The organism is Blastococcus sp. SYSU D00813 (genome assembly GCF_054050735.1).
In genome coordinates this window covers 1-23,565 of the sequence record NZ_JBJGZX010000036.1, presented here as the reverse complement: position 1 = coordinate 23,565, position 23,565 = coordinate 1, and the positions used below count along the sequence as shown (strand labels likewise).

The window sequence follows — 23,565 nt, the reverse complement described above, 5'->3', positions numbered from 1 at the left end:
CCGGGTCAGCCCTCGACGCGCTTCTTGAGCTCCTTGAGCGCGGTGTCGAGGATGACCTTCTCGGCCTTGCGCTTGATCATCCCGAGCATCGGGATGGAGAGGTCGATCGTGATCGCGTACGTGACCTCGGTGCGGCCGTCGGTCTCGACGAGGGTGTAGGACCCCTCCTGCCGCTTCTGCATCTGGCCCTTGACCAGCCGCCAGGAGACCCGGCGGTCGCCCTCCCAGGTGTAGTCGAGGACGTAGTCGTCCTTGACCGCGCCGGCGTCGAGCACGAAGTGGACCTGCCGGGCGCGGCCGTCGGGACCGGTCTCGAGGACCTCCACCCGCTTAGCCGCGGCCACCCACGTCGGGTAGGCGTCGAAGTCGGCGATGACCGCCATCACGTCGGCAGCGGGGGCGTCGACGACGATCGACTGGGTGGACTGGTCGGCCATGCGGAGCAGGCTAACCGCTCGCGCGCCCGCCGCCGCGGGCAGACGCCCGCCTCAGCTACTCACGAGTAGCCACCACCGACTAGATTTGCAGGCCGGACGCCCCACCGGGGCCGGCCGGGCGACGGCGCCCGGGGCGCGGTGCGGCAGAGAGGACCAGGCGTGCGCGAGTTCAGCGTCCCCGCGACGACCGAGGTGGGCCCGGACGAGGCCCTCCCCGACATGCTGGCCGAGAACGTCGCCGGACACGGTGACGAGGTCGGCCTGCGCATCCAGCGCAACGGCCGCTGGGAGGACGTGACCTGGCGGGAGTTCGGCGACCAGGTCCGCGGCGTCGCCAAGGGCCTCGTGGCCGCCGGCGTCCAGGCCGGTGACCGCGTCGCCCTGCAGGCCAAGACCCGCTACGAGTGGACGGTCGTCGACTTCGCCATCTGGACCGCCGGCGCCGTCGTCGTCCCGGTGTACGAGACCTCCAGCCCCGACCAGGTGGCGTGGATCCTCTCCGACTCGGGCGCCACCGCCATGATCGTGGAGAAGGGCGAGCACGCCGCCGCGGTCGACTCCGTCCGCGACCAGGCGCCGGACCTGGGTCCCGTCTACGTCATCGAGGACGACGCCCTCGGCACGCTCACCGCGGCCGGCGCCGAGGTGCCCGACAGCGAGCTCGACGCGCGCCGGGCGACGCTGAACGCCGACAGCCTGGCCACCCTCATCTACACGAGCGGGACGACGGGCCGGCCCAAGGGCTGCGAGCTCACCCACCGCAACTTCCTCTTCGAGGTCGGCAACGGCATGAGCCTGCTCGGCCGGTTCATGAACGTGCAGGGCTCCCTGCTGCTGTTCATCCCGCTGGCGCACGTGCTGGCCCGGGTCCTGCAGGTCGGCGCGATCAAGACCCGCACGGTCATCGGCCACACCCCCGACGTGAAGAACCTGGTCGAGGACCTCGGCGCCTTCAAGCCGACCTTCGTCCTCGCCGTCCCTCGGGTCTTCGAGAAGGTCTTCAACCAGGCCAAGGCCAAGGCCGAGGGCGACGGCAAGGGCAAGATCTTCGACCGGGCCGCCCAGGTGGCCATCGACTGGTCCCGCGCCCAGGACACCGGCGGCCCCGGCCTGGCCCTGCGCGCCCAGCACGCGCTGTTCGACAAGCTGGTCTACGGCAAGCTGCGCGCCGCGCTCGGCGGCCGCTGCCTGGGCGCCATCTCCGGCGGCGCCCCGCTCGGCGACCGGCTGGGCCACTTCTTCCGCGGCATCGGCGTCACGGTCTACGAGGGCTACGGCCTGACCGAGACCACCGCCGCCGCGTCGGTCAACCACGACGACGCGCTGCGCATCGGCACCGTCGGCCGGCCGCTGCCGGGCGTCGCCTTCGCGATCGCCGACGACGGCGAGATCCTCATCCGCGGCGGCGTCGTGATGCGCGGCTACTGGAAGAACGAGCAGGCCACCGCCGAGGCGATCGACGCCGACGGCTGGTTCCACACCGGCGACCTCGGCGAGATCGACGCCGACGGGTTCGTCAAGATCACCGGCCGCAAGAAGGAGATCCTGGTGACCGCCGGCGGCAAGAACGTCGCCCCGGCCGTCCTCGAGGACCGCCTGCGCGCGCACCGGCTGGTCAGCCAGTGCATCGTCGTCGGCGACCAGCGGCCGTTCATCGGCGCGCTGATCACCCTCGACGAGGAGGCCCTGCCCCAGTGGCTGGAGTCCAAGGGCAAGCCCGCCGACACGAAGATCACCGCGCTCGTCGACGACCCCGACGTGCGGGCCGAGCTCGACGCCGCGGTCGCCGACGCCAACAAGGCCGTCTCCCAGGCCGAGGCGATCAAGAAGTACAAGGTGCTGACGACCGACTTCACCGAGGACAACGGGATGCTGACCCCGAGCCTGAAGCTGAAGCGCAACGTCGTCCTCAAGGAGTTCGACGCCGAGGTCGAGTCGATCTACGCCCGCTGAACCACCTCGCCGAGCCCCGTCCCGCCACCGGCGGGGCGGGGCTCAGCCGTTCCCGGGCTCCAGCAGGGCCGCGAAGGTCTCGGCGATCCGGGTCCACGACCACCGCTGCTCCACCCAGGCCCGGCCGGCCCGGCCCATGGCCCGCGCCCGCTCGGGGTCGTCCAGCAGCCCGGTCAGCACGGCAGCCACGCCCTCGGGCGAGCGCGGGTCGGCCACGACCCGGCCGGTGACGCCGTCCTGCACGGCCTCCGGGGCGCCGCCGGAGGTGCCGGCGACGACGGGCAGCCCGCAGGCGGCGGCCTCGAGGTAGACCATGCCCAGCCCCTCGACGTCGAGGCCGCCCCGCCGGGTGCGGCAGGGCATGGCGAACACGTCCCCGGCGGCGTAGTGGTCGGGCAGCTGGCCGGGGGGCACCGGCCCGGTGAGGACGACGGAGTCGCCCAGCCCCCGCGCCGCGACGGCGCGACGCAGGGCGGCCTCCTCGGGCCCGCCGCCGACCAGGAGCAGCCGCGCGTCCGGGTGCCGCGCGAGCACCCGCGGCCAGCCGGCCACGAGCACGTCCTGGCCCTTGCGCGCGACCAGCCGGGACACGCAGACGACGACGGGGGCCTCCCCCAGCCCGTACCGGCGGCGGACCGCCGTCCCGTCGGCCGCCGGGGAGAACGCCTCGACGTCCACCCCCGGGGAGAGCTGCGCCATCCGCGCGCGCCCGCGCAGCGCCGGCTCCAGCCGGCCGCGGGTGTACTCGCTGATGTAGGTGAGCACGTCGAGCTCGGCGGCGATCCGGCGCATCAGCTGCCGGCCGCCGGGCACGGCGACCCAGCCGGTCTCGTGCCCGTGGGTCGCCCCGACCTGGTGGCGCACCCCCGCCGAGCGCAACGCCGGCGCCAGGAGCCCGAGCGGGGCGGCCGCGCCGTAGAAGGCGGTGTCGCAGCCGTACCGGCGGGCGAGGTCGGCGGCGGCCCGGGCGGCGCCCCGGGTGGGCAGCAGCATCGCCGTCGGACGGCGGACCACCGGGTACGGCAGCGCGGCGTCGTGCTCCTCCCAGCCCGGCGAGCGCGAGGCGAGCACCACGAGGGAGTCAGGCGGGCGGCGGGCCAGCAGCGCCGCCACGAAGGTCTGGATGCCGCCCTGGCGCGGCGGGAAGTCGTTGGTGACGACGAGCGTGCGGCTCACGGCTCCCCCGCGCGCAGCCAGTCCTCGGCGAAGGCGATCCGCTGCGCCGAGGTGGGGTGCGACCCGAAGAACCAGTGCCAGGCCGCCGGCGGGTCGGGGTCGGAGAGGTTGGTCGAGGCGAGCCGCTCCTGCATGTCGACGAACGCCTGCGCGTCCCCGGTCAGCTCGAGGGCGTGCAGGTCGGCGCGCGTCTCGATCTGCCGCGACACGAGGTTCTGCACCGGCGTGGCCAGCAGGGTGCCGGCGGAGACGAGCAGCAGCGCCAGCGCGACCACCCGGCCGTCGCCCGGGGACCCGACGCCGGCCCGGCGCAGCAGCGGCGCGGAGGTGAGCAGCCAGCCGAGCAGGCACACGGCGCCGGCCGCGCCGAGGGCGCCCATCAGCGTGCCGGTGAGGACGTCGTCGGTGGCCACGTGGCCCAGCTCGTGGGCGACGATCGACTCGATCTCGTCGTCGGGGAGCCGGGTCAGCAGGGTGTCGTAGAGGACGATCCGGCGGGTGCTGCCGAACCCGGAGACGTAGGCGTTCAGCGACGTCGTCCGCCGGGAGGCGTCGGACACCAGCACGTCCTCGACGGGTGTGCCGTTCTCGTCGGCCAGCTCCAGCAGGTCCGTGCGCAGCTGTCCGGCCGGCAGCGGCTCGAAGCTGTTGAACGCCGGCTCGATGACCACCGGGTAGAGGAAGGACCCGACGACGACGAGCGCGGCCGCCGCACCGGCGGCCCAGGCCCACCACGTGCGCGGGGCCCTGCGCACCAGCCAGACGAGCACGAGCAGCCCCAGGGCGGTCAGGGCCGCGTCGATGGCCAGCGAGACGACGACGTCGCGCGCCCACAGGGGCCAGCTGCGGGTCGACAGCCCGTACCGGTGGCGCACCACCTCGCCGTAGACGCTGATCGGCAGGGTGACCAGGCGGCCCACGGCGCTGAGCGCCAGCGTGCCGAGCAGCACCTGCCAGACCCACCCGCCGCCCAGCGGCCGGGCGACGGCCTGGACCAGCCGCGCGCCGAGGCGGGTCAGCCCGAGGACGGCGGACACCGCCAGCCCCAGCACCAGCGAGGCGAGCGACGCCGGGCGGATGGCGCCGGCGAAGGCCTCCGCCCGCTCCACCACGGCGGCCGGGAGGCCGGCGCCGGGGTCGGGCGCGGTGGCGCCGCCCGGCAGGGCGGGCAGGAGGGTCCAGGGCGTCCGCAGGACCACCACGAGGACGAAGGCCGCACCGAGGACGACCGCGGCCACGAGCGCGGCCCGGCGGGCGGACACATCCCGAGCTTAGAAGAAGGGCCCCGCTGCCCCTCACGCCTGGCGAGCTCGGCGCGGCCCTCTGCACCGGGGCCGAAGGGACCGGGCCGGTGACCCCCGAGGGGTCACCGGCCCGGTCCTGTCGACGCCCGCTGCGGGGCGCCGGCTCAGACGATGCGGCGGATGGCGGTGATCCCGCCCATGGAGTCGACGCTGACCACCTTCACCGGCTGCCCGGAGGTGGAGGCGTGCACCATCTGGCCGTTCCCGATGTACATCGAGACGTGGCTGACCGGGCTGTAGTAGAAGATCAGGTCGCCCGGCTGCATCTCGCCCCGCGAGACCGAGGTGCCCATCTGCGACTGCATGCGGCTGGAGTGCGGCAGGCTCACGCCGGCGGCGGCGTAGGCGTACTGCGTCAGGCCCGAGCAGTCGAAGGAGTTCGGCCCGCCGGCGCCCCACACGTAGGGGTCCCCGACCTGGGCCAGCGCCGTGTCGACGGCGACCTGCGCGGCGGCGCTGTTCGCCACCGGGCGGGCGACCGCGGCCGGCGCCACGGCCTGACCGGTGTGCGCGGCCTGGGCCTGCTGCACCTGCGCCTGCTGGGCGGCGGTCAGCTCGTCGTACTGCCGCTGGTAGTCGGCGATGTCGGACTGGAGCTGGTCCTCCTGGGCGCTGAGGTCGTCCAGCGTCTGCTGGGCGGCCTCCTCGGCCGACTCGGCGTCGGCCCGGGCCTGCTCGGCCACCTCGGCAGCGGCCGAGACGTCGTCCAGCACACCGGTGGTGTGGCCGGCGATGTGCTCGAGCATCGCCAGGCTGCTGACGAAGTCCTCGGCGGACTCGCTGGTCATCAGCAGGTCGAGGGTCGCCAGCCCGTCGTCGGCGCCGGTGTAGGCGCTGCGGGCGACCTGCCGGATCTGCCCGTCGAGGGAGTCCAGCTGCGCCTGGGTGGTCTCGACCTCCTGGCGGGCGGCCGCGGCGGCGAGCTGCTGCAGGGCGAGGACCTCGCGGGCCTCGTTGACCTGCTCGGAGACCGCCTCGAGGCGGTGGCTGGCGTCGGCGACCAGCTGGGCGGCCTGCTCCGGGGTGGTGGCCGCCTCCGGGTCGGCGGCGGCCGTGCCCGGCAGGACGGTGATCGTCAGGGCGGCGGTGGTCCCCACGAGCACTCCGCGGCCGAGCCGGCGGGAGCGGGTGGGACGGCGGTTCCCGGACGGGAGACCGGGGTGGAACTGATCTCGTGCATGCCCCAGGGCAGGGCGAGGCGTCGCCACGGTCGGCGGCTCTCCGTTCTTCCTCAGCAACCGCCTACCGAGTTAGCTGACGGGTTCGGGCTGGGAAGACGTGCCCTATCTCTGCGCGCCGCGGACGGCGCGTGCACACCGGCATGCCGGCGCACACGAGAACTCACCCCAGTGCTGCGGTGGGTCCCCGGCTCACCTCGGTCCCGGGCGCCCCGTGGTGGCGGCGCCGGAGCCTGCGGTGACTCGGCGGTGTCCGGCCGAGGTCACCCCGCGCGGGGCGACGACCACCCGGTCGGACGCCGGACACGGTACGGACGTGATGCAGAAGTGACAAACGGGGGGTGCGTGCGTTGTGGGAAACAGCACGATCAGCACGCTCGCCACTCCGGTGCGTCACCGTCCCCGGGTCCCCCGGACCCGTCAGCCGATCCGGCGGTGGTCGCCGGACGCGTCGTCGGGCCCCGTCCGGTGCCGCAGCGGGGGCACCAGGCCGCCCTCGGCGAGCGCCCGGACGGCACGGCGCTCCACCTCGTCGAGCTCCACGACCACCCCGGCCTGGGTGGTCGCCGTCACGGGCTCCTCCGCGGGGGACGCCGGACGGCGGGTCATCGGCACCACGGCCGGATCCGTGCCCTGCCAGCCCGGCGGGGCCCCCAGCAGCACCGTGACCACGCAGTCGGCGCAGCCGGTACCGCGGGCGGTGCAGGTGTCGCAGTCGATGAGCATGGCCGCTCTCCTCCCGGTCCTCTCGTCGGTCAGGCGCGACGCTAGGCACGGCCACCGACAGTTCCGGGTCAGGTGCCCGCGTACTCCCAGTGCCAGGGCTCCTCGCGCCCGTTGCCGGGATCGGCCCACGTGGGGTGCAGCCAGCCGAAGCGGCCGGCGTTGGCCACCATCCACCGGTACTGCGGGGTGCCGAAGTCCTGGATGCCGCCGCACAGGTCGACCGCCAGTCCCCAGCCGTGGTTGCTGGTGCCGGGCACGGCCGCCAGCGCCGGCTTCTGCCCGTAGAGGCGGACCTGGCTGGCGTAGGTCCGGTAGGAGTCGGTGATGCAGATCGGCGAGCCGAACGCGGCGGCGTAGGCGGCGTCCATCGCCCGGTAGGCCGCGGCCGCGTCGCAGCGCAGCGAGTGGGCCGCGACCCCGATCTCGCACAGCGCGCTCGGCGGGATCAGGCCGTTGGGGTACCCGCCCCACGACCGCGCGCCGTCGAAGCTCGGCGGGTAGACGGTGTTGCCGCACTCCACCTCGAGCGCGCCCCCGGTCGGCCCGGGCGCCGGCTCGGCCGGGCGCTGGCCGGTGCTCGGCCGGCCGATCATCAGCACCTGGTCCATCGGCAGCGAGCGCACGACGACCGCGCCGGCCCGCGCGTCGGCGGCCAGCATCGAGCGGGTGTCCAGGGCCAGGCCCACGTGCCCGAGGCCCGCCTCCGGCGTCCCCAGGAAGACCAGGTCCCCGGGCAGGACGTCCTCGTTCGCGATCGGCCGCGTGACCGCGAACAGGCCGGCCTGGTCGGCCGGCAGCTCGATGCCGGCCGTGCGGTAGGCCGACTGCACCAGCGACCCGCAGTCGAACGACTCCGGGCCCGTGGTGCCCGGCGCGTAGGGCAGGCCCAGCTGCCCCATCGCCGTCGTCACGGCCGTGAGCACCTCGCGGGGCAGGACGAGCAGCGACGTCGGCTGGCGGGGCAGCTGCGCGGCGCCGGCCTGGGCGCCCCCGGAGACCGAGCCGACCGGGACCAGCCCGCCGGGCAGCCCGGCGACGGGGTCGAGCATCTCGGCGGCCGGCGGCGCCTGCACCCCGGCGGCCACCAGCTCGTCGAGGTAGGCCTGCCAGTTGGCGGCGGTCTGCTCGTTGACCCGGACCTGCTCCTGCTGCAGCTGCGCCAGCTGCCGGTCGACGTCGCCCAGGGCGGCGTCCAGCTCGCCGGTCACGGCGGCCGCGGCGTCCTCCAGCTCCTGCACCTCCGCGGCGACCTGGTCGGCGCGGGCCTGGGCCTCCGCCAGCGCCGCGGCGGCGCGGTCGCGCTCGGCGACCGCCGCCTGGCGCTGCCGCTCGGCCGCGGTCACCACCTCGGCGGCGTGCGCGTCGACGGCGTCCAGGTAGCCCATCGCGGCGACGATCTCGCCCGGGTCGCCCCCGGTCAGCAGCAGGGTGAGCGGGGTGAGCGCGCCGCCGTCGCGGTAGACCGCCGAGGCGTACTCGGCCACGACGTCCTGGTAGCCGGCCAGCTCCCCCTCCACGTCGGCGACCACGGCCTCGGCCTCCTCGGCCGTCACCCGGGCGGCGGCCAGCGCCTCCTGCGCCGCGACGACCTCCCCCTGGCGCGCCAGCAGGTCGGCCTGGACCTCCGCCGCCCGCCGCTGGAGCTCGTCGAGCGCGTCGCTGTCCAGGACGCCGGTGGTCCCGCCGGGCTGGTCGCTCGGGTCCGCCGCGGCGGGTCCGGCCAGCGGGCCGGCGAGGGCGACCACGACGGCGGCCGCCCCGGCCAGGAGCACCGACGGACGACGTGCGCGCCACGGCCAGCGCTGGAGCATCGGTTCCCTCTCTCCGGCGGGGTCCTCGGCGACCCCGACGGGATGGTGTCCCGTCCGACGCCCCTCCGCCACCCCGACCTGGGGGTTCGTCCTCGCGGGGGACACCCCCGAGCTGGAGGAGGACCCCCGCGGGAGGCGGGCGCGTCGGCGTGGCTCGGCGGGACTGTCGGTGCCCCGACCTACCGTCCGCCGCGTGCCACCCGCTCCCGCCACCCCGCACGGGTGGGTCCCTCCCGCCGGCTCCGGCGGCCGCGACCTGGCACCGCGCTTCGACCCGGGTCCGCGGTACGTGCAGGCCACGATCGAGGAGCTCGGCACACCGCTGTCGGAGGTGACCTTCGTGGTGGTCGACCTCGAGACGACCGGCGGGTCGCCGCGGGACAGCGCGATCACCGAGATCGGCGCCGTCAAGGTGCGCGGCGGGGAGGTCCTCGGGGAGTTCCAGACCCTGGTCGACCCGGGGCGCGAGATCCCGCCCTACATCAGCGTGCTGACCGGCATCACCACCACGATGGTCGCCGCCGCGCCGCGCATCGGCAGCGTGCTCCCGGCCTTCCTCGAGTTCGCGCACGGCGCCGTGCTCGTCGCCCACAACGCCCCGTTCGACCTCGGCTTCCTCAAGGCGGCGTGCGCGGAGAACGGCATCCCCTGGCCGGCGGCGGCCTCGGTCGACACCGCCGTCCTGGCCCGCCGGCTGCTCAGCCGCGACGAGGTGCCCAACTGCAAGCTGGCCACCCTCGCGCCGTACTTCTCCGCCACCACCGACCCCTGCCACCGCGCGCTGGCCGACGCCCGCGCCACGGTCGACGTGCTGCACGGCCTGTTCGAGCGGCTGGGCCCGCTGGGCATCACCTCGCTGGAGGAGCTCACCGGCCTGACCCGGCAGGTCGACCCCGAGCGGCGGCGCAAGCGGCACCTGGCCGACGGCGTGCCCAGCGGGCCGGGCGTCTACCTGTTCCGCGGCCCGAAGGACGAACCGCTCTACGTGGGGACGTCGAACGACCTGCGCAGCCGGGTGCGCAGCTACTTCTCCTCCAGCGAGCAGCGCAGCCGGATCACCGAGATGGTGGCGCTGTCCCAGCGGGTCGAGGCCATCCCCTGCGCCCACGACCTCGAGGCGGCCGTGCGCGAGCTGCGCCTGATCGCCGAGCACAAGCCGCGGTACAACCGGCGCTCCCGGTTCCCCGAGCGGGCGCTGTGGATCCGGCTGACCGAGGAGGTCTTCCCCCGGCTCTCGGTCGTCCGCCGCGTCCGCCCGGGCGCCGGCGTCTTCCTCGGCCCGTTCCCCGACCGCCGGGCGGCCGACGCCGCGGCCGCCGCGATCCACGAGTCGCTGCCGCTGCGGCAGTGCACCTCGCGCCTGTCGCTGCGGGTCCTGGGCACGGCCTGCGCGCTGGCCGGCATGGGGCGGTGCGGGGCGCCGTGCACCGGGGCGCAGTCGGCCGAGGAGTACGGCGAGATCGCCGGCGTCCTGCGCGCCGCCGTCGCCTCCGACCCCGAGGCCCTCCTCAGCCCCCTGCTCGCCCGCGTCGACCGGCTGGCGGCCGAGGAGCGGTTCGAGGACGCCGCCGTCCTGCGCGACCGCGCCGCCGTCCTCGTGCGCGCGGTGCGCCGCCGGCAACGGCTGGAGTCGCTGGCCGCGGTGCCGCAGCTGGTCGTCGCCCGGCCCGACGGCGCCGGTGGGTGGCACCTGTCCGTCGTCCGCCGCGGGCGCCTGGTGGCCGCGGGCGGGGCACCGCGGGGCAGCTCGGTGCGGCAGACGCTGGCCGGCCTGCTGGCCACCGCCGAGACCCCGGTGGGGCCCGAGGGGGAGCTGGCCGCGACCGTCGACGAGACCGAGCTGGTGCTGCGCTGGATGGAGAAGCCTGGCACGCGGCTCGTGGAGGTCGACGGGACGCTGGCCTGCCCCGTGCCGGGGACCGGCTCCTACAGCGGCTTCCTGGAGCGCGTGGAGGCCGGCCGCCGCGAGCGCGAGCCCTTCGCCGACGGCCGGTCCCTCGGCACCCGGGCCCGTCCCGAGCGGGTCTCCCCCGGCCGGTCCGCACCCGACGGGAGGGCCTCGGCCCGGCTAGCATCCCCGGCGTGATCACCGCCATCGTCATGATCGACGCGGCCACCGACGTCATCCCCGAGGTGGCCGAGGCCGTGGCCGGCCTCGAGGGCGTCAGCGAGGTCTACTCGGTCGCCGGCGACGCCGACCTGATCGCGATCGTGCGGGTCCGCGAGTTCGACCAGATCGCCGAGGTGATCGCCGGGCGGATCAGCAAGGTGCCCGGTGTGCTGGAGACCGACACGCACATCGCCTTCCGGGCGTACTCCCGCCACGACCTCGAGGCCGCCTTCGCCATCGGGTTCGACACCGCCGACTAGCGGGCCGGGGCCACCTCGCGGCTCACCTGCACCCACCGGTCGAGCAGCGCGGCCGCCCGCCCGTCGTCCACCGCGGCCGCCGCCCGTCCCAGGGCCGCCGACAGCGCCGCGGTCAGGTCGTCGCCGGGGCCGTCGAAGGCCGCCAGCGCCGCCGCCGCGTTGAGCAGCACGGCGTCGCGCACCGGTCCGGGCTCCCCGCCGACCACCCGGCGGAAGACGTCGGCGTTGAACGCCGGGTCGCCGCCGCGCAGCGCGTCCACGGGCGCGGCCGGGATGCCGAGCGCGGTCGGGTCCACCCGGTCCGGCCGCACCGTGCCGTCGGACACGACCCACACCGCCGAGGTCGTCGCGGTGGTGAGCTCGTCGAGGCCGTCGTCCCCGCGGAACACCAGCGCGCTCGTGCCGCGCCCGGCCAGCACCGCGGCGAGGACGGGGGCCATCCGCGGGTCCGCGCAGCCGATCGCGGCCGCGACGGGCCGCGCGGGGTTGGCCAGCGGCCCGAGGAAGTTGAAGACCGTGCCGATGCCCATCTCGCGGCGCGGGGCCCCGGCGAACCGCAGGCCGGGGTGGAAGACCGGCGCGAAGAAGAAGCCGATCCCCGCCCGTTCGACGCACCGCGAGACGGCGTCGGCGGGCAGGTCGATGACGACCCCGAGCGCCTCGAGCACGTCGGCCGCGCCGGAGGACGACGACGCCGCCCGGTTGCCGTGCTTGGCGACCGGCACCCCGGCCGCGGCGGCCACCACCGACGCCATCGACGAGATGTTCACCGTGTGCGCGCCGTCGCCACCGGTCCCGACGATGTCGACGCAGCCGACGGTCAGCTCCACGGGCGTGGCACGTTCCAGCATCGTGGCCGACAGCCCGGCCACCTCGGCCGGCGACTCCCCCTTCGCGCGCAGCGCGACGGCGAACGCCGCGATCTGGGCCGGGGTGGCCTCCCCCGCCATGATCTCGCGCATCGCCCAGGCCGCGTCGTCGGTGGCCAGGTCCTCGCGGGCCAGCAGCCGGGTCAGCAGCGCCGGCCAGGTCGGTGTGCCCACGCGCTCAGCGGCGGACGGCGGGCAGGCCCACCCTCGACCGGAGCACGTCGGCAACGGCGCGCGGGGCGGTCAACGGGTCGACCGGCAGCGGCAGCGTCAGGTCCGCCTGCGACCAGTGCGCCAGCCAGCGGTCGGGCTGGCGGGCGATGAGCACGCACAGCGCCGGGCAGTCGGCCACCTCGACCTTGAGCTGGCGGGCCAGGGCCATGCCGCCGGTGGGCTGGGCCTCGCCGTCGAGGACGCACAGGTCGATGCCGCCCTCGTCGACCGCGGCGACGACCTCCTCGCCGGTGGCGCACTCGATCCACGTGATCGGTCCGACGTCGGCCGCGGGCTGCCGCCCCACCGCCGTCCGCACCGCCTGGCGGACCTCCGGCCGGGAGCTGTAGACCACGACGGTGGCCGGGACGGCCGGGTTCGCTGAGGTGGCGCTCACACCCGGGAGCCTAGTGGTCACGCCGCGCCGCACGGATCCCCGCCGGGCCCGGGTCTCGACCCGGTCACAGCCCGCAACGCGCACCCACCCACGGTCGTCGTCGTCGGCACGCGGTGCCATGATGGCGGCGTGACAACGGCTCCCGTCGCGAGCGGCACCTTCGACACCTCGCGGGTGCACTCCCTGACCCGACCGAACATGGTCAGCGTCGGCACGATCGTCTGGCTCTCCAGCGAGCTGATGTTCTTCGCCGGGCTCTTCGCCATGTACTTCACCGCGCGGGCGCGCGCCACGGACGGATGGCCACCCGAGCCCACCGAGCTCAACCTGCCGTACGCCCTGGTCTTCACGACGATCCTGGTCGCGTCGTCGGTGACCTGCCAGCTCGGCGTCTTCGCCGCGGAGCAGGGCAACGTGTACGGGCTGCGCCGCTGGTTCTCCATCACCTTCGTGATGGGGCTGATCTTCGTGCTGGGCCAGGCCTTCGAGTACGTCACGCTGGTCGAGGAGCACGGCACCTCGATCTCCTCCAGCACCTACGGGTCGGTCTTCTACATCACGACCGGGTTCCACGGGCTGCACGTCATCGGTGGGCTCATCGCCTTCATCTACGTGCTCATCCGGTCCACCATGGGCCGCTTCACGCCGGCACAGGCGACCTCGGCGATCGTGGTCTCCTACTACTGGCACTTCGTCGACGTCGTGTGGATCGGGCTGTTCGCCACGATCTACCTGATCCGCTAGGGAAACGGTGTCCACCACGAACCCGCAGTCCGACGCCCAGCCCGACGACGTGCCGCGTCGCGCCCGCACCCGGCGGTTCCGTCCCGCCGCGGGCACCCCGGCCGCCGCCGCCCGTTCCCGACGCCTGTCCAAGGCCCGTCGCCGCGTGGCCAACGTGGCCGGCCTGATGGCCGCCCTCGTGCTGACCGGCGCGCTGTACTCGACCCTCGCCCCCGCGCACGCGGAGGAGGCGCAGGGCGCCGAGAGCGCCGACTACACGGCCGGGCGCGAGATCTACGAGAACAGCTGCATCACCTGCCACGGCGAGAACCTCGAGGGCGTCGAGGGCCGTGGCCCCTCGCTCATCGGCGTCGGCGGCGCGTCCGTCTACTTCCAGGTGCACACCGGCCGCATGCCGCTGGTGCGCCAGGCCGAGCAGGGCCCGGACAAGCCCGTCGTGTTCAGCGACGAGGAGATCGACCAGCTCATCACCTACGTGCAGGCCAACGGCGGCGGGCCCGCGGTGCCCAGCGGCGACCTGCGCGACGGCGACCTGGCCCTCGGCGGCGAGCTGTTCCGCCTGAACTGCGCCTCGTGCCACAACTTCGTCGGCGAGGGCGGCGCCCTCTCCTCCGGCAAGTACGCGCCGAGCCTGCACGACGCCGACGACCTCGAGGTCTACACGGCGATGCTGAGCGGCCCGGAGAACATGCCGGTCTTCGGTGACAACCAGCTCACGCCGGAGGAGAAGCGCTCGATCATCAACTACATCCAGACCGTCAAGGAGATGCCCGACCCGGGCGGTGCCGGCATCGGCCGCATCGGCCCGGTCGGCGAGGGCCTGGTCATCTGGGTGGTCGGGATCAGCGCACTGATGTTCGGGATCTTCTGGATGGGGACCAAGGCGTGACCACGCACGACACCCGCCCCGGCTCCGCCGGGGGCGCGGACACCCCCGGCCCGCTGCACGGCGGGCCGGACGACGACTACACCCCGGAGCAGCTCGCGGCGATGCCGCGCGAGGAGCTCGACCGCCTGGGTGCGCTGTACGACGGCGTGCAGGTCCTGCACGTGGACCCGGGCCCCGAGCCGGGCTCGGCGCTCGAGCGTCGCTACGTCCGCCAGATCGGCACCGTGTTCGGTCTCGCCGGCCTCGCGGGCTTCGGGTTCGTCGTCGTCTACCTCGGCGCCGGCTGGTTCCTCCCCGACTGGGAGTGGACCATCGACAGCGACTCGTTCAGCACGCTGTTCACGCCCCTGCTCGGCCTGCTGATGGGCCTGGCCCTCACGCTCGTCGGCGTCGGCCTGGTGCTCTACACCAAGAAGCTGCTGCCGCACGAGACCGCGGTGCAGGACAAGCACGACGGCTCGCACTTCGACCGCGTGACGACCGGCGCCACCCTCGTCGGCGGGCTGCACAACAGCGGCCTGGCGCGGCGCAAGCTCATCACCCGGTCGCTGGCGTTCATGGGCGGTGGCCTCGGGCTGATGCTGCTCATGCCGCTGGGCGGCCTGATCAAGAACCCGAACAAGGGCGACCCGCTGGGCCGTACCTCCTGGGCCGAGGGCGTCCGCCTGGTCCGCGACGACGGCACGCCGATCCGCCCGGGCGACGCCGTCCCCGGCTCCCTGGAGACGGTCTTCCCGGCCGTCCCGGGCGGCAACCGCGAGTCCGACGCCGCCACCATGCTCTTCCGGCTGCGCCCCGAGCAGGTCGCGGTCAACCAGCCCCGCGAGGGCCAGGACGACTTCGGCTACGGCGATTACGTCGCCTACTCCAAGATCTGCACGCACGCCGGCTGCCCGGTGTCGCTGTACGAGCAGGAGACCAGCCGGATCCTGTGCCCCTGCCACCAGTCGCAGTTCGACATCACGCAGGGCGCGAAGCCGGTCTTCGGGCCGGCCACCCGGTCGCTCCCCCAGCTGCCGCTGGCGGTCGACGACGAGGGCTACTTCATTGCGCGCAGCGATTACATTGAGGCCGTGGGTCCCACCTATTGGAACCGGGAGCGCATCTGATGGCTCGCACCGCCACGGCCCCGGGTGCCCCGACCACCCGCGCCGGAAAGATGGCCCTGGAGGTCGACGACCGTCTCATCGTCGCCGGTCCCCTCCGCCGCACCCTCAACAAGGTCTTCCCCGACCACTGGTCGTTCCTGCTCGGGGAGATCGCGCTCTACTCGTTCATCATCCTGCTGCTGACCGGCACCTACCTGACCTTCTTCTTCGACGCGTCGCTGCGTGAGGTCACGTACAACGGCAGCTACGCCCCGCTGCGCGGCGTGGAGATGTCCGCGGCCTACGAGTCGACGCTCGACATCTCCTTCGACGTCCGCGGTGGCCTGCTCATCCGGCAGATCCACCACTGGGCCGCGCTGCTGTTCATGGCGTCGATCGTCTGCCACCTGCTGCGGATCTTCTTCACCGGTGCCTTCCGCCGGCCGCGGGAGACGAACTGGCTGATCGGCGTCGGCCTGCTCGTGCTCGGGATCCTCGAGGGCTTCGCCGGCTACTCGATCCCCGACGACCTGCTGTCGGGCACCGGCCTGCGCATCATGTCGGCGATCATCCTGGCCATCCCGGTGGTCGGCACCTGGGTGCACTGGGCGGTCTTCGGCGGCGACTACCCGGGTGAGCTCATCGTGGGCCGGTTGTACATCGCCCACGTGCTGCTCATCCCGGCGATCCTGCTGGCGCTGATCGCGCTCCACCTGCTGATCCTGGTGAAGCAGAAGCACACCCAGTTCCCCGGCCCGGGCCGGACCGAGCACAACGTGGTCGGCAACCGCCTGTTCCCGACCTTCGCCGGCAAGGCCGGTGGCCTCTTCTTCGTCGTGTTCGGTGTGTGCGCCGCGCTCGGCGGGCTGGTGCAGATCAACCCGCTGTGGCTCTGGGGCCCCTACAACCCGGCGCAGGTCTCGGCGGCGTCCCAGCCCGACTGGTACGTCATGTTCCTGGACGGCTCGACACGTCTCTTCCCGGCCTGGGACATCAACCTGCCCGGTGACTACACGATCCCGGCGCTGTTCTGGCCGACCGTGGTGCTCCCGGGGATCATCTTCACGGTCCTGGCGCTGTACCCGATCATCGAGCGGAAGCTCACGGGCGACACCGCGTCGCACCACCTGCTGCAGCGGCCGCGCGACGTCCCGGTGCGGACCTCGCTGGGCGCGATGGCCCTGACCTTCTACATCGTCCTGCTGCTGTCGGGCGGGAACGACGTCATCGCCGACAAGTTCATGATCAGCCTCAACGCCATGACGTGGGCCGGCCGGATCGGGCTCGTCATCCTGCCGCCGATCGTCTACGTGCTCACCTACCGCATCTGCCTCGGACTCCAGAAGCACGACCGCGAGGTGCTGGAGCACGGCATCGAGACCGGTGTCATCCGGCGTCTGCCGCACGGTGAGTTCATCGAGGTGCACCAGCCTCTCGGCCCGGTCGACGAGCACGGCCACGGTCAGCTCGCCTACGGCGGCGCTCCCGTGCCCAAGCGGATGAACCAGATCGGTGGGGCGCGCCGCGCGATCCGCGGGTTCTTCACGCCGATCGAGGAGCCGGCCCAGGTCGAGCTCGAGCAGCGGCGCGAGGAGCGCGGCCTGTCCGGCGCGGAGGACCGCGAGCTGACCAGCTCCGGGCGTCCGTCCGAGGGCGGCCGCCCCTCCGAGGGCGGCAAGCCGCAGGAGCCGCGCGACTGACGCGGTCGAACTGATCGAGAGGGCCCGGTGGACACCGTCCACCGGGCCCTCTCGCTGTTCCGGGACGACGTCCCGGCTCCCCACGTCCGGGTGACGGGCCGCCCAGGTTCCGTCAGGCGGCACTCCGAGCCTCACAAGAGGTGCCTGGTCGGGCCGCCGGCACTCCCCCGCGGCGCCGTCGAGGGCCCGCTGCGCGTTCCGGCGAGGGAGCAGGCGGACCGGGCCAGGCCTCGTGGGCTGGTCCCCGCCACGGTGCGGTCGGCACGCGCGCGCGTCCGCCGGCGGTCCGCCCGGGAGGCTGCACGGGCGCCTCAGCAGTCGGTGGGCGGTCCCGCGGCACCCTGGAGCAGGCGTTGGCCCCTCAGCGGCCACTCCAGGCCGGTTGGTGGCCGGCTGCGGGTCGACGGTCGGCCGGGTCGATCCGCTCTGGCGGGACGTCGCCGCCTGGTCACCCGCTGGCGCGCGACGCCGTCGACCCCCGGCCGCCGGAGCGACGGCTCGACGGCCGTCCCACGTCCCCCCGTCGGCGGCTGCGCCCGTGCTCACGACCAGCGTCGGTCGTGAGCGGCCGCAACGGGCCGGGATCGGCCGGCCGGCGGGACGACGCCCGGCCGTCGACCCCCGGCCGCCCGGACGACCGCGGCCCGGCGACGGCCCCGGAGGCCCACGACGGGCCCAGACCCGGGCCCGGCCCGGACCGGGGCGCGGAAGACGTCGAGGGCCCCTCCTGCGGCTGCAGGAGGGGCCCTCGGTGTCAGGCGGTGCGCGTCAGCTGTGCGCGTTCTGCCCGACGTAGTACTCGAACAGCAGCCCGCCGACCGTGATGAGCACGGCGACCAGGCCGATGAGGATCAGCCACGGGTAGAAGAACGCCAGGCCCAGCGCGGTCGTGGCCGCGGAGAGGGCGATCCCGAGCGGCCAGTAGCTGGCCGGGCTGAAGAAGCCGAGCTCACCCGCGCCGTCGGCCATCTCGGCGTCCTTGCGGTCCTCCGGGCGGGCGTCGATGCGCCGGGAGATGAACCAGAAGAACCCGCCGACCAGGATGGTCAGCCCCGCCGACAGCGCCAGAGCCGTGGTGCCGATCGGCTCCTGCGCCCACAGCCCGTACACCACGGCGAAGACGACCAGGGTGACGGAGACGATGTTGAAGATTGCGGCTTCGACCTTCACGGTCGCCCTCCCTGCTGCGTCGTGCTCTGGGACGTCGTCTGCGCGGCCACGTCAGCCGTCGACCTGCTGGGCGTCCTCGGCGATGTCCCAGGGCTGGGTCGACACCGACGAGCCACCGAGCTCGGGGTCGACCTCCTCCAGCGCCTCGAAGGTCGTGGCGCCGTCCTCGCGGAGCTCGATGTAGCGCGCGTAGTCGTCCTGGTTCACCACGCGGATCTCGAAGTTCATGTACGCGTGGTAGGTGCCGCAGAGCTCGGCGCAACGCCCGACGTAGGCGCCCTCCTGGCCCTCCTCGATGGTCACCTCGAACACGTTGTCCCGGCCGTTCTCGTTGCCCGGGATGACGTCGAGCTTGAAGAGGAACTCCGGCACCCAGAACGAGTGGATGACGTCGGCGGAGCGGACGTAGAACTGCACGGTCTGCCCGGTGGGCAGCACGAGGATCGGGATCTCCTCGCTGTTGCCGACGGTGCTGACCTGGTCGGCCTCGTCCTCGGCCGTGTCGGCGTAGAGGAACTCCCAGTTCCACTTGAAGGCCTGGACGGTGATGTTCACGTCCGGGTCGTCCGAGCGTTCCTGCACCCGGTTCTGGACGACGACCGTGAAGAAGAACAGGCCGGCGATGATCAGGAACGGGATGATCGAGTAGACGATCTCCAGCGGCAGGTTGTACGCCGTCTGCCGCGGGAGCTCGTCGCTCTTCTTGCGGTGGCGCACGATCGACCAGCCGATGAGGCCCCACACCAGGATGCCGACGACCAGGGCGGCGATGACCGACCAGATCCACAGCTCCTTCATGCTCTGGGACTGCTCGGTGATGCCCTCGGGCCAGCCCCAGCGCCAGAACTCGTTGTCGGGGGTGCACCCCGAGAGGGCCGGGACCCCCAGGAGACCGAGCGCGGCGACCCGCGCGAGCCTGTTGCCTCGAGCCACTGCTCGTTGCCTCCTCGTCCGCCGTCCGGCAGTTCCTGGACGGTCATCCCCGGTGCCGCCGCACACCGCTCCGGCGTGCGGTCGCGCACCGACCACAGTCTGCGGCGAGACTAGCCGACCCCGCTCGGCGGCCCGGCACCGGAGAGACACGACCCGCGGCGTCGTCGCCGGGTCGTGACCCTGGAGCTGCGGGCGCCGCCCCGCGGACGCCGTGACGGCCGCCACGACCGGGCCCGGGCGCCGGGTCCCGGCGGTTAGAGTCGGGGGGTGTTCTCCCGGCTGCTGACCCCGAAGTGGGTGGCCATGCACCTGCTCGTGGCGGCGCTGTTCGTCGCCACGTTCTTCCTCGGGCACTGGCAGCTGACCAAGGCCGAGGACGGCGGCGGCGCGGTGAACTGGAGCTACGCCCTGCAGTGGCCGCTCTATGGGTTCATGGGCCTGTGGTTCTACATCCGCATGGTCCGCGACGAGCTGCGCCGCGACCCCGACGAGGACGAGCCGGGCAACTCCCTCGTGCTCTACCAGCGGCCCCGGGTCGACACGACCGGCGACCCCGAGCTGGCCGCGTACAACGCCTACCTGGCGGAGCTGAACGAGAAGGCGCTCGGCCAGCGGGGTCCCGGTGGCCGCTGAGCCCACCGCGGCGCCGGCCGGGCTGCCGCGCGCCCTCGCCCGCCGGGTCGGCAAGGACGTCCCCGCCGCCCTGCTCCGCTACCGGGTCATGGCCTGGGTGGTCGGCGTCCTGCTGATCGCACTGGTCCTGGTCGCCGTCCCCGTGAAGTACCTCGGCGGCCCCGACGCCCCGGTGGCGGTCATCGGGACCGCCCACGGCTGGCTCTACTTCGTCTTCTTCGTGACCGCCGTCGACCTGGCGATCCGCGCCCGCTGGACCCTGCGGGGCAGCGTGCTGACGATCCTCGCCGGCACCGTCCCCATCCTGTCCTTCGTCGCCGAGCGGATCGCCACCCGCAAGACCCGCGCCGGCGAGCGCGTCTGACCACCGTCCCGGCCCACCGCCGGGACACGAACCGGAGACCTGCGCCCATGTGCGGCCTGCTGGCCTACCTGTCCACCGACGCCGACCGGGTCGGCGAGCCGATCGTCGACGGCGTCCGCGAGGCGCTGCACTGCCTGCACCACCGCGGGCCCGACGACACCGCCGTCTGGTCCGACGCGAACGTGGTGCTCGGCTTCAACCGGCTGTCGATCATCGACCTCGAGGGCAGCCCCCAGCCGCTCCCCTACGCCCGGGACCGCTACCGGATCCTGTTCAACGGCGAGATCTACAACTACCTCGAGCTGCGCGAGGAGCTGCAGGCCGCCGGGGCCGAGCTGGCCACGCACGGGGACACCGAGACGATCGTCGCCGGCTACCACCTGTGGGGCCAGGACGTCGTCCGCAGGCTGCGGGGGATGTTCTCCTTCGTCATCTGGGACACCCAGACCCGGACGGCGTTCGGGGCCCGCGACCCCTTCGGCATCAAGCCGCTGTTCACCGCGCGCCTGGCCGACGGCGGGCTGGTGTTCAGCTCCGAGAAGAAGGCCGTGCTCCAGCTCCTGGGCGGCAGCGCCGCCGCGGGCGGGGTGGACCCGGCCTCCCTGCAGCACTACCTGACCCTGCAGTACGTGCCGGAACCGGCCACGCTGCACCGCGGGATCCGCCGGATCGAGAGCGGCACGAGCTTCACCGTCGTCGACGGCGAGCTGCACACCAGCCGCTACTTCCACCCGGCGTGGAAGCCGCAGCCGGTGCCCGCCGGGCGCGAGCAGGAGCTCTACGACCGCATCGCCGAGGCGCTCGACGAGTCGGTGGCCAAGCACATGCGCGCCGACGTGACCGTGGGGTCGTTCCTCTCCAGCGGGATCGACTCCACTGCGATCGCGGCTCTCGCCCACCGCTACAACCCCGACCTGATGACCTTCACGGTCGGCTTCCAGCGGCAGGAGCAGTCGGAGATCGAGATCGCCGCGGAGTCCGCGCAGATCCTCGGCGTGCGGCACGTGCCGGTGGAGATCACCGCCGAGGAGTTCGCCGAGGCCATCCCGACGGTGGTCTGGTACCTCGACGACCCGGTCGCCGACCCGGCGCTCGTCCCGCTGTACTTCGTCGCCCGCGAGGCCCGCAAGCACGTCAAGGTCGTGCTGTCCGGCGAGGGCGCCGACGAGCTGTTCGGCGGCTACACCATCTACCGGGAGCCGCTGAGCCTCGCGTGGGCGTCGAGGCTGCCGGCCGCCGGCCGCCGCACGCTGGCCCGGCTGTCGAAGCTGGTCCCCGAGGGCGTCCGCGGGCAGAGCCTGCTCGAGCGCGCCTCGCAGCCGCTGGAGGAGCGGTACTACGGGAACGCCCGCAACCTCAACGCCGACGAGCTGGCGCAGCTGCTGCCGGGCCGCGACCCGGACCTGTCGCACGTGCACGTCACCGAGGAGCTGTACCGCCGCACCCGCGAGGCCGGGTACGACGACGTCACGGCGATGCAGTACGTCGACCTGTTCACCTGGCTGCGCGGCGACATCCTCGTCAAGGCCGACAAGATGACGATGGCGAACTCGCTCGAGCTGCGCGTGCCGTTCCTGGACCCCGAGGTGTTCGCGCTGGCCAGCACCATCCCCGTGGAGCAGCGGGTGCCCCGCCGCGGGGACGCCACCAAGTACGCGCTGCGCCAGGCGATGGCCCAGATCGTGCCGCCGCGGATCATGAACCGGCGCAAGCTGGGCTTCCCGGTGCCGACGGCGGACTTCCTGGCCGGCCCGCTGCACGAGTGGGCGCGGGGCATCGTGACCGAGAGCCAGACCGACGAGTGGCTCGACCGCGACCACGTCCTCGGGCTGCTCGACCGGCTGCGCGCGGCCGACGTGCCGAGCAAGCGCATCGCCCGTCAGGTCTGGGAAGTGCTCGTCTTCATGGTCTGGCACGGCATCTTCGTCGAGGAGCGCGTGAAGCCCGAGATCCCCGAGACCGTCTACCCGGTCAAGCTGTAGGACGAGACGACGGAGGCCCGGCCCCCCGAGGGGGACCGGGCCTCCGTCACGTCTGGAACTGCCCCGTCGCAGGGACCCAAGGCGCGCGGAGCGCGTTCTGGGGGGCGACGGGGTCCTCCGTCAGCTGAAGCTGTCGCCGCAGGCGCACGAACCCGTGGCGTTCGGGTTGTCGATCGTGAAGCCCTGCTTCTCGATGGTGTCGACGAAGTCGATGACCGCGCCACCCAGGTACGGCCCGCTCATCCGGTCGACGATGACCTCGACCCCACCGAAGTCGTAGGTCTGGTCGCCGTCGAGGAAGCGCTCGTCGAAGAAGAGCTGGTAGCGCAGACCGGAGCACCCGCCCGGCTGCACGGCGATGCGCAGCCGCAGGTCGTCACGACCCTCCTGGTCGAGCAGCGCCTTCACCTTGGCGGCCGCCGGCTCGCTCAGGACGACGCCGGTCGCCGTGGTGTCCTGCACCGTCATGTGTGTTCCTCCCACGTCCGAGGGGTGCCTGGTGCGGCAGGTCCCGCACCGGGCCAACACCGCCGCAGCGGGTCCTCTTCCCACTGTACGGCGCGATGCCGTGACCGGCGGGGATCGTGCCGGTCCCCACGTAGACTCGTTCGCGTGAAGCTCCGTCTGCCCGGGCGCCGCGACCGCGCCGAGGCCGCGCCCGACACGCCCGCCGACCTGACCGCGGAACTGGTCAAGGCGGGCAAGGGGCGTCCCACGCCGAAGCGCAGCGAGGCCCAGGCCCGCCGGCCCGGCCCTCCCCCGCCGCCCCCGGCCACCCGCAAGGAGGCCTACAAGCGGATGCGCGAGCAGCAGGCCGCCCGCCGGGCGAGCACGCGCGAGCGCATGGCGATGGGCGACGACTCCTACCTGCCGGCCCGCGACCGGGGCCCGGTCCGCAAGCTGGTCCGCGACGTCGTGGACTCGCGCCGCAACCTGGGCTCCTTCTTCCTGCCGATCGCGGCGCTGATCCTGGTCGGCTACTTCGTCCCCAGCCCGGCGGTGCAGGGCTACACCGTGCTGATGTGGATGGCCTACTTCCTGGTCTTCATCGGCGACTCGGTGGTGCTGGGCCGGCGCATCTCGCGGACGGTGCGCGACCGCTTCCCGAACGAGAAGACCAAGCCCCGGAGCCTGGTCTGGTACGGCATCAGCCGGTCGACGATGATCCGCCGCTGGCGCTTCCCCAAGCCCGAGGTCGCCGTCGGCCAGCAGGTGTAGGACCCTCCTGCCCCCACCGCTCGCGAGCTCGCGGCGGCCCCTGCAGGAGGGCCGTCCTTCGCTTAGCGTCCGGGGTCGTGGAGTACCGACGCCTCGGCCGTTCCGGCCTGACCATCAGCGAGATCGCCTACGGCAACTGGCTCACCCACGGTGACCAGGTCGAGGAGGACGCCGCCCGCGCGTGCGTGGCCGCGGCCCTCGACGCCGGCATCACGACGTTCGACACCGCCGACGTGTACGCCGGCACGCGGGCCGAGGCGGTGCTCGGGCGGGGGGGGGGGGGGGGGGGGGGGGGGGGGGGGGGGGGGGGGGGGGCGGCGGGGGCGGGGGGGGGGGGGGGGGGGGGGGGGGGGGGGGGGGGGGGGGGGGGGGGGGGGGGGGGGGGGGCGGGGGGGGGGGGGGGGGGGGGG

23 protein-coding genes and 1 riboswitch are annotated in these 23,565 nt (G+C 73.9%); of the genes, 12 read left to right on the top strand and 11 right to left on the bottom strand.

The window, feature by feature from the left end; genetic code table 11:
* Positions 1-5: 5 nt before the first annotated feature.
* On the bottom strand, positions 6-437 hold the full coding sequence (locus ACI8AX_RS19290; RefSeq protein WP_456551471.1) for an SRPBCC family protein: 432 nt from the start codon (positions 435-437) through the stop codon (positions 6-8).
* Positions 438-596: 159 nt separating this feature from the next.
* On the opposite strand from ACI8AX_RS19290, the gene ACI8AX_RS19285 reads away from it, so the two are divergent.
* On the top strand, positions 597-2,390 hold the full coding sequence (locus tag ACI8AX_RS19285; RefSeq protein ID WP_456551470.1) for an AMP-dependent synthetase/ligase: 1,794 nt from the start codon (positions 597-599) through the stop codon (positions 2,388-2,390).
* A 42-nt stretch (positions 2,391-2,432) separates the two neighbouring features.
* Here the strand turns inward: ACI8AX_RS19285 and ACI8AX_RS19280 are convergent, their stop codons facing one another.
* From ACI8AX_RS19280 to ACI8AX_RS19260, 5 genes are all read right to left on the bottom strand, one after another.
* Positions 2,433-3,566 (bottom strand): glycosyltransferase family 4 protein, encoded by a 1,134-nt coding sequence (locus ACI8AX_RS19280; protein ID WP_456551469.1) that lies wholly within the window; start codon positions 3,564-3,566, stop codon positions 2,433-2,435.
* Positions 3,563-4,828 (bottom strand): M48 family metallopeptidase, encoded by a 1,266-nt coding sequence (locus ACI8AX_RS19275; RefSeq protein ID WP_456551468.1) that lies wholly within the window; start codon positions 4,826-4,828, stop codon positions 3,563-3,565. The genes ACI8AX_RS19280 and ACI8AX_RS19275 overlap by 4 nt, the downstream gene beginning before the upstream one ends.
* Before the next feature lie 146 nt (positions 4,829-4,974).
* Positions 4,975-5,967, bottom strand: a complete 993-nt coding sequence (locus ACI8AX_RS19270) for an NlpC/P60 family protein (protein WP_456551467.1) — start codon at positions 5,965-5,967, stop codon at positions 4,975-4,977.
* Between the two features lie 127 nt (positions 5,968-6,094).
* Positions 6,095-6,268: riboswitch (cyclic di-AMP (ydaO/yuaA leader) on the bottom strand.
* Positions 6,269-6,468: 200 nt separating this feature from the next.
* On the bottom strand, positions 6,469-6,774 hold the full coding sequence (locus ACI8AX_RS19265; protein WP_456551466.1) for a hypothetical protein: 306 nt from the start codon (positions 6,772-6,774) through the stop codon (positions 6,469-6,471).
* A 68-nt stretch (positions 6,775-6,842) separates the two neighbouring features.
* A complete protein-coding gene (locus tag ACI8AX_RS19260; RefSeq protein ID WP_456551465.1) occupies positions 6,843-8,585 on the bottom strand; it encodes an NlpC/P60 family protein in 1,743 nt (580 codons plus the stop codon).
* Between the two features lie 193 nt (positions 8,586-8,778).
* On the opposite strand from ACI8AX_RS19260, the gene ACI8AX_RS19255 reads away from it, so the two are divergent.
* Together ACI8AX_RS19255 and ACI8AX_RS19250 are read left to right on the top strand one after the other, a co-directional pair.
* Positions 8,779-10,671, top strand: a complete 1,893-nt coding sequence (locus ACI8AX_RS19255; RefSeq protein WP_456551464.1) for a DEDD exonuclease domain-containing protein — start codon at positions 8,779-8,781, stop codon at positions 10,669-10,671.
* Positions 10,668-10,955, top strand: coding sequence for an Lrp/AsnC family transcriptional regulator (locus tag ACI8AX_RS19250; protein WP_456551463.1), 288 nt, complete (start codon positions 10,668-10,670; stop codon positions 10,953-10,955). Before ACI8AX_RS19255 ends, ACI8AX_RS19250 begins: the two co-directional genes overlap by 4 nt.
* Here ACI8AX_RS19250 and trpD read toward each other — a convergent pair.
* Positions 10,952-11,998 carry an anthranilate phosphoribosyltransferase gene (gene trpD, locus ACI8AX_RS19245; RefSeq protein ID WP_456551462.1) on the bottom strand — a complete coding sequence of 349 codons (1,047 nt, stop codon included), beginning with the start codon at positions 11,996-11,998 and terminating at the stop codon, positions 10,952-10,954. The two genes, ACI8AX_RS19250 and trpD, sit on opposite strands and share 4 nt — an antisense overlap.
* Positions 11,999-12,002: 4 nt before the next feature.
* Positions 12,003-12,434, bottom strand: a complete 432-nt coding sequence (locus ACI8AX_RS19240) for a hypothetical protein (protein WP_456551461.1) — start codon at positions 12,432-12,434, stop codon at positions 12,003-12,005.
* 129 nt (positions 12,435-12,563) lie between these two features.
* Here ACI8AX_RS19240 and ctaE point away from each other — a divergent pair, with 129 nt between their 5' ends.
* Genes ctaE through qcrB form a run of 4 tightly spaced genes read left to right on the top strand, consistent with a single transcriptional unit; the run spans position 12,564 to position 16,855 of the window.
* Positions 12,564-13,178, top strand: coding sequence for an aa3-type cytochrome oxidase subunit III (gene ctaE / locus ACI8AX_RS19235; protein ID WP_456551460.1), 615 nt, complete (start codon positions 12,564-12,566; stop codon positions 13,176-13,178).
* Between the two features lie 7 nt (positions 13,179-13,185).
* Complete coding sequence (gene qcrC, locus ACI8AX_RS19230; protein ID WP_456551459.1) at positions 13,186-14,067, top strand: cytochrome bc1 complex diheme cytochrome c subunit; 882 nt, start codon at positions 13,186-13,188, stop codon at positions 14,065-14,067.
* Positions 14,064-15,176, top strand: coding sequence for a cytochrome bc1 complex Rieske iron-sulfur subunit (qcrA, locus tag ACI8AX_RS19225; protein ID WP_456551458.1), 1,113 nt, complete (start codon positions 14,064-14,066; stop codon positions 15,174-15,176). The genes qcrC and qcrA overlap by 4 nt, the downstream gene beginning before the upstream one ends.
* Entirely contained in the window at positions 15,176-16,855 is a 1,680-nt protein-coding gene (gene qcrB, locus ACI8AX_RS19220; RefSeq protein WP_456551457.1) for a cytochrome bc1 complex cytochrome b subunit, read from the top strand. Before qcrA ends, qcrB begins: the two co-directional genes overlap by 1 nt.
* A 768-nt stretch (positions 16,856-17,623) precedes the next feature.
* Here the strand turns inward: qcrB and ACI8AX_RS19215 are convergent.
* Both ACI8AX_RS19215 and ctaC read right to left on the bottom strand, forming a co-directional pair.
* On the bottom strand, positions 17,624-18,025 hold the full coding sequence (locus ACI8AX_RS19215) for a cytochrome c oxidase subunit 4 (protein WP_456551456.1): 402 nt from the start codon (positions 18,023-18,025) through the stop codon (positions 17,624-17,626).
* A gap of 51 nt (positions 18,026-18,076) precedes the next feature.
* A complete protein-coding gene (ctaC, locus tag ACI8AX_RS19210) occupies positions 18,077-18,958 on the bottom strand; it encodes an aa3-type cytochrome oxidase subunit II (protein ID WP_456551455.1) in 882 nt (293 codons plus the stop codon).
* Between the two features lie 267 nt (positions 18,959-19,225).
* On the opposite strand from ctaC, the gene ACI8AX_RS19205 reads away from it, so the two are divergent.
* From ACI8AX_RS19205 to asnB, 3 genes are read left to right on the top strand one after another with little or no spacing between them, the layout of a single operon-like run.
* Positions 19,226-19,591, top strand: coding sequence for a metalloprotease (locus ACI8AX_RS19205; RefSeq protein WP_456551454.1), 366 nt, complete (start codon positions 19,226-19,228; stop codon positions 19,589-19,591).
* A complete protein-coding gene (locus ACI8AX_RS19200; RefSeq protein WP_456551453.1) occupies positions 19,581-19,955 on the top strand; it encodes a DUF3817 domain-containing protein in 375 nt (124 codons plus the stop codon). Before ACI8AX_RS19205 ends, ACI8AX_RS19200 begins: the two co-directional genes overlap by 11 nt.
* 47 nt (positions 19,956-20,002) lie before the next feature.
* Positions 20,003-21,937, top strand: a complete 1,935-nt coding sequence (asnB, locus tag ACI8AX_RS19195) for an asparagine synthase (glutamine-hydrolyzing) (protein ID WP_456551452.1) — start codon at positions 20,003-20,005, stop codon at positions 21,935-21,937.
* Between the two features lie 120 nt (positions 21,938-22,057).
* Here asnB and ACI8AX_RS19190 read toward each other — a convergent pair whose 3' ends face one another.
* Positions 22,058-22,405, bottom strand: coding sequence for a HesB/IscA family protein (locus tag ACI8AX_RS19190; RefSeq protein WP_456551451.1), 348 nt, complete (start codon positions 22,403-22,405; stop codon positions 22,058-22,060).
* A 144-nt stretch (positions 22,406-22,549) separates the two neighbouring features.
* Here ACI8AX_RS19190 and ACI8AX_RS19185 point away from each other — a divergent pair, with 144 nt between their 5' ends.
* Together ACI8AX_RS19185 and ACI8AX_RS19180 are read left to right on the top strand one after the other, a co-directional pair.
* Positions 22,550-23,155: a DUF3043 domain-containing protein gene (locus tag ACI8AX_RS19185; RefSeq protein WP_456551450.1), complete on the top strand. Its 606-nt coding sequence runs from the start codon at positions 22,550-22,552 to the stop codon at positions 23,153-23,155.
* 77 nt (positions 23,156-23,232) lie between these two features.
* A partial coding sequence (locus ACI8AX_RS19180) for an aldo/keto reductase (RefSeq protein ID WP_456551449.1) occupies positions 23,233-23,565 on the top strand: 333 nt, incomplete at its 3' end.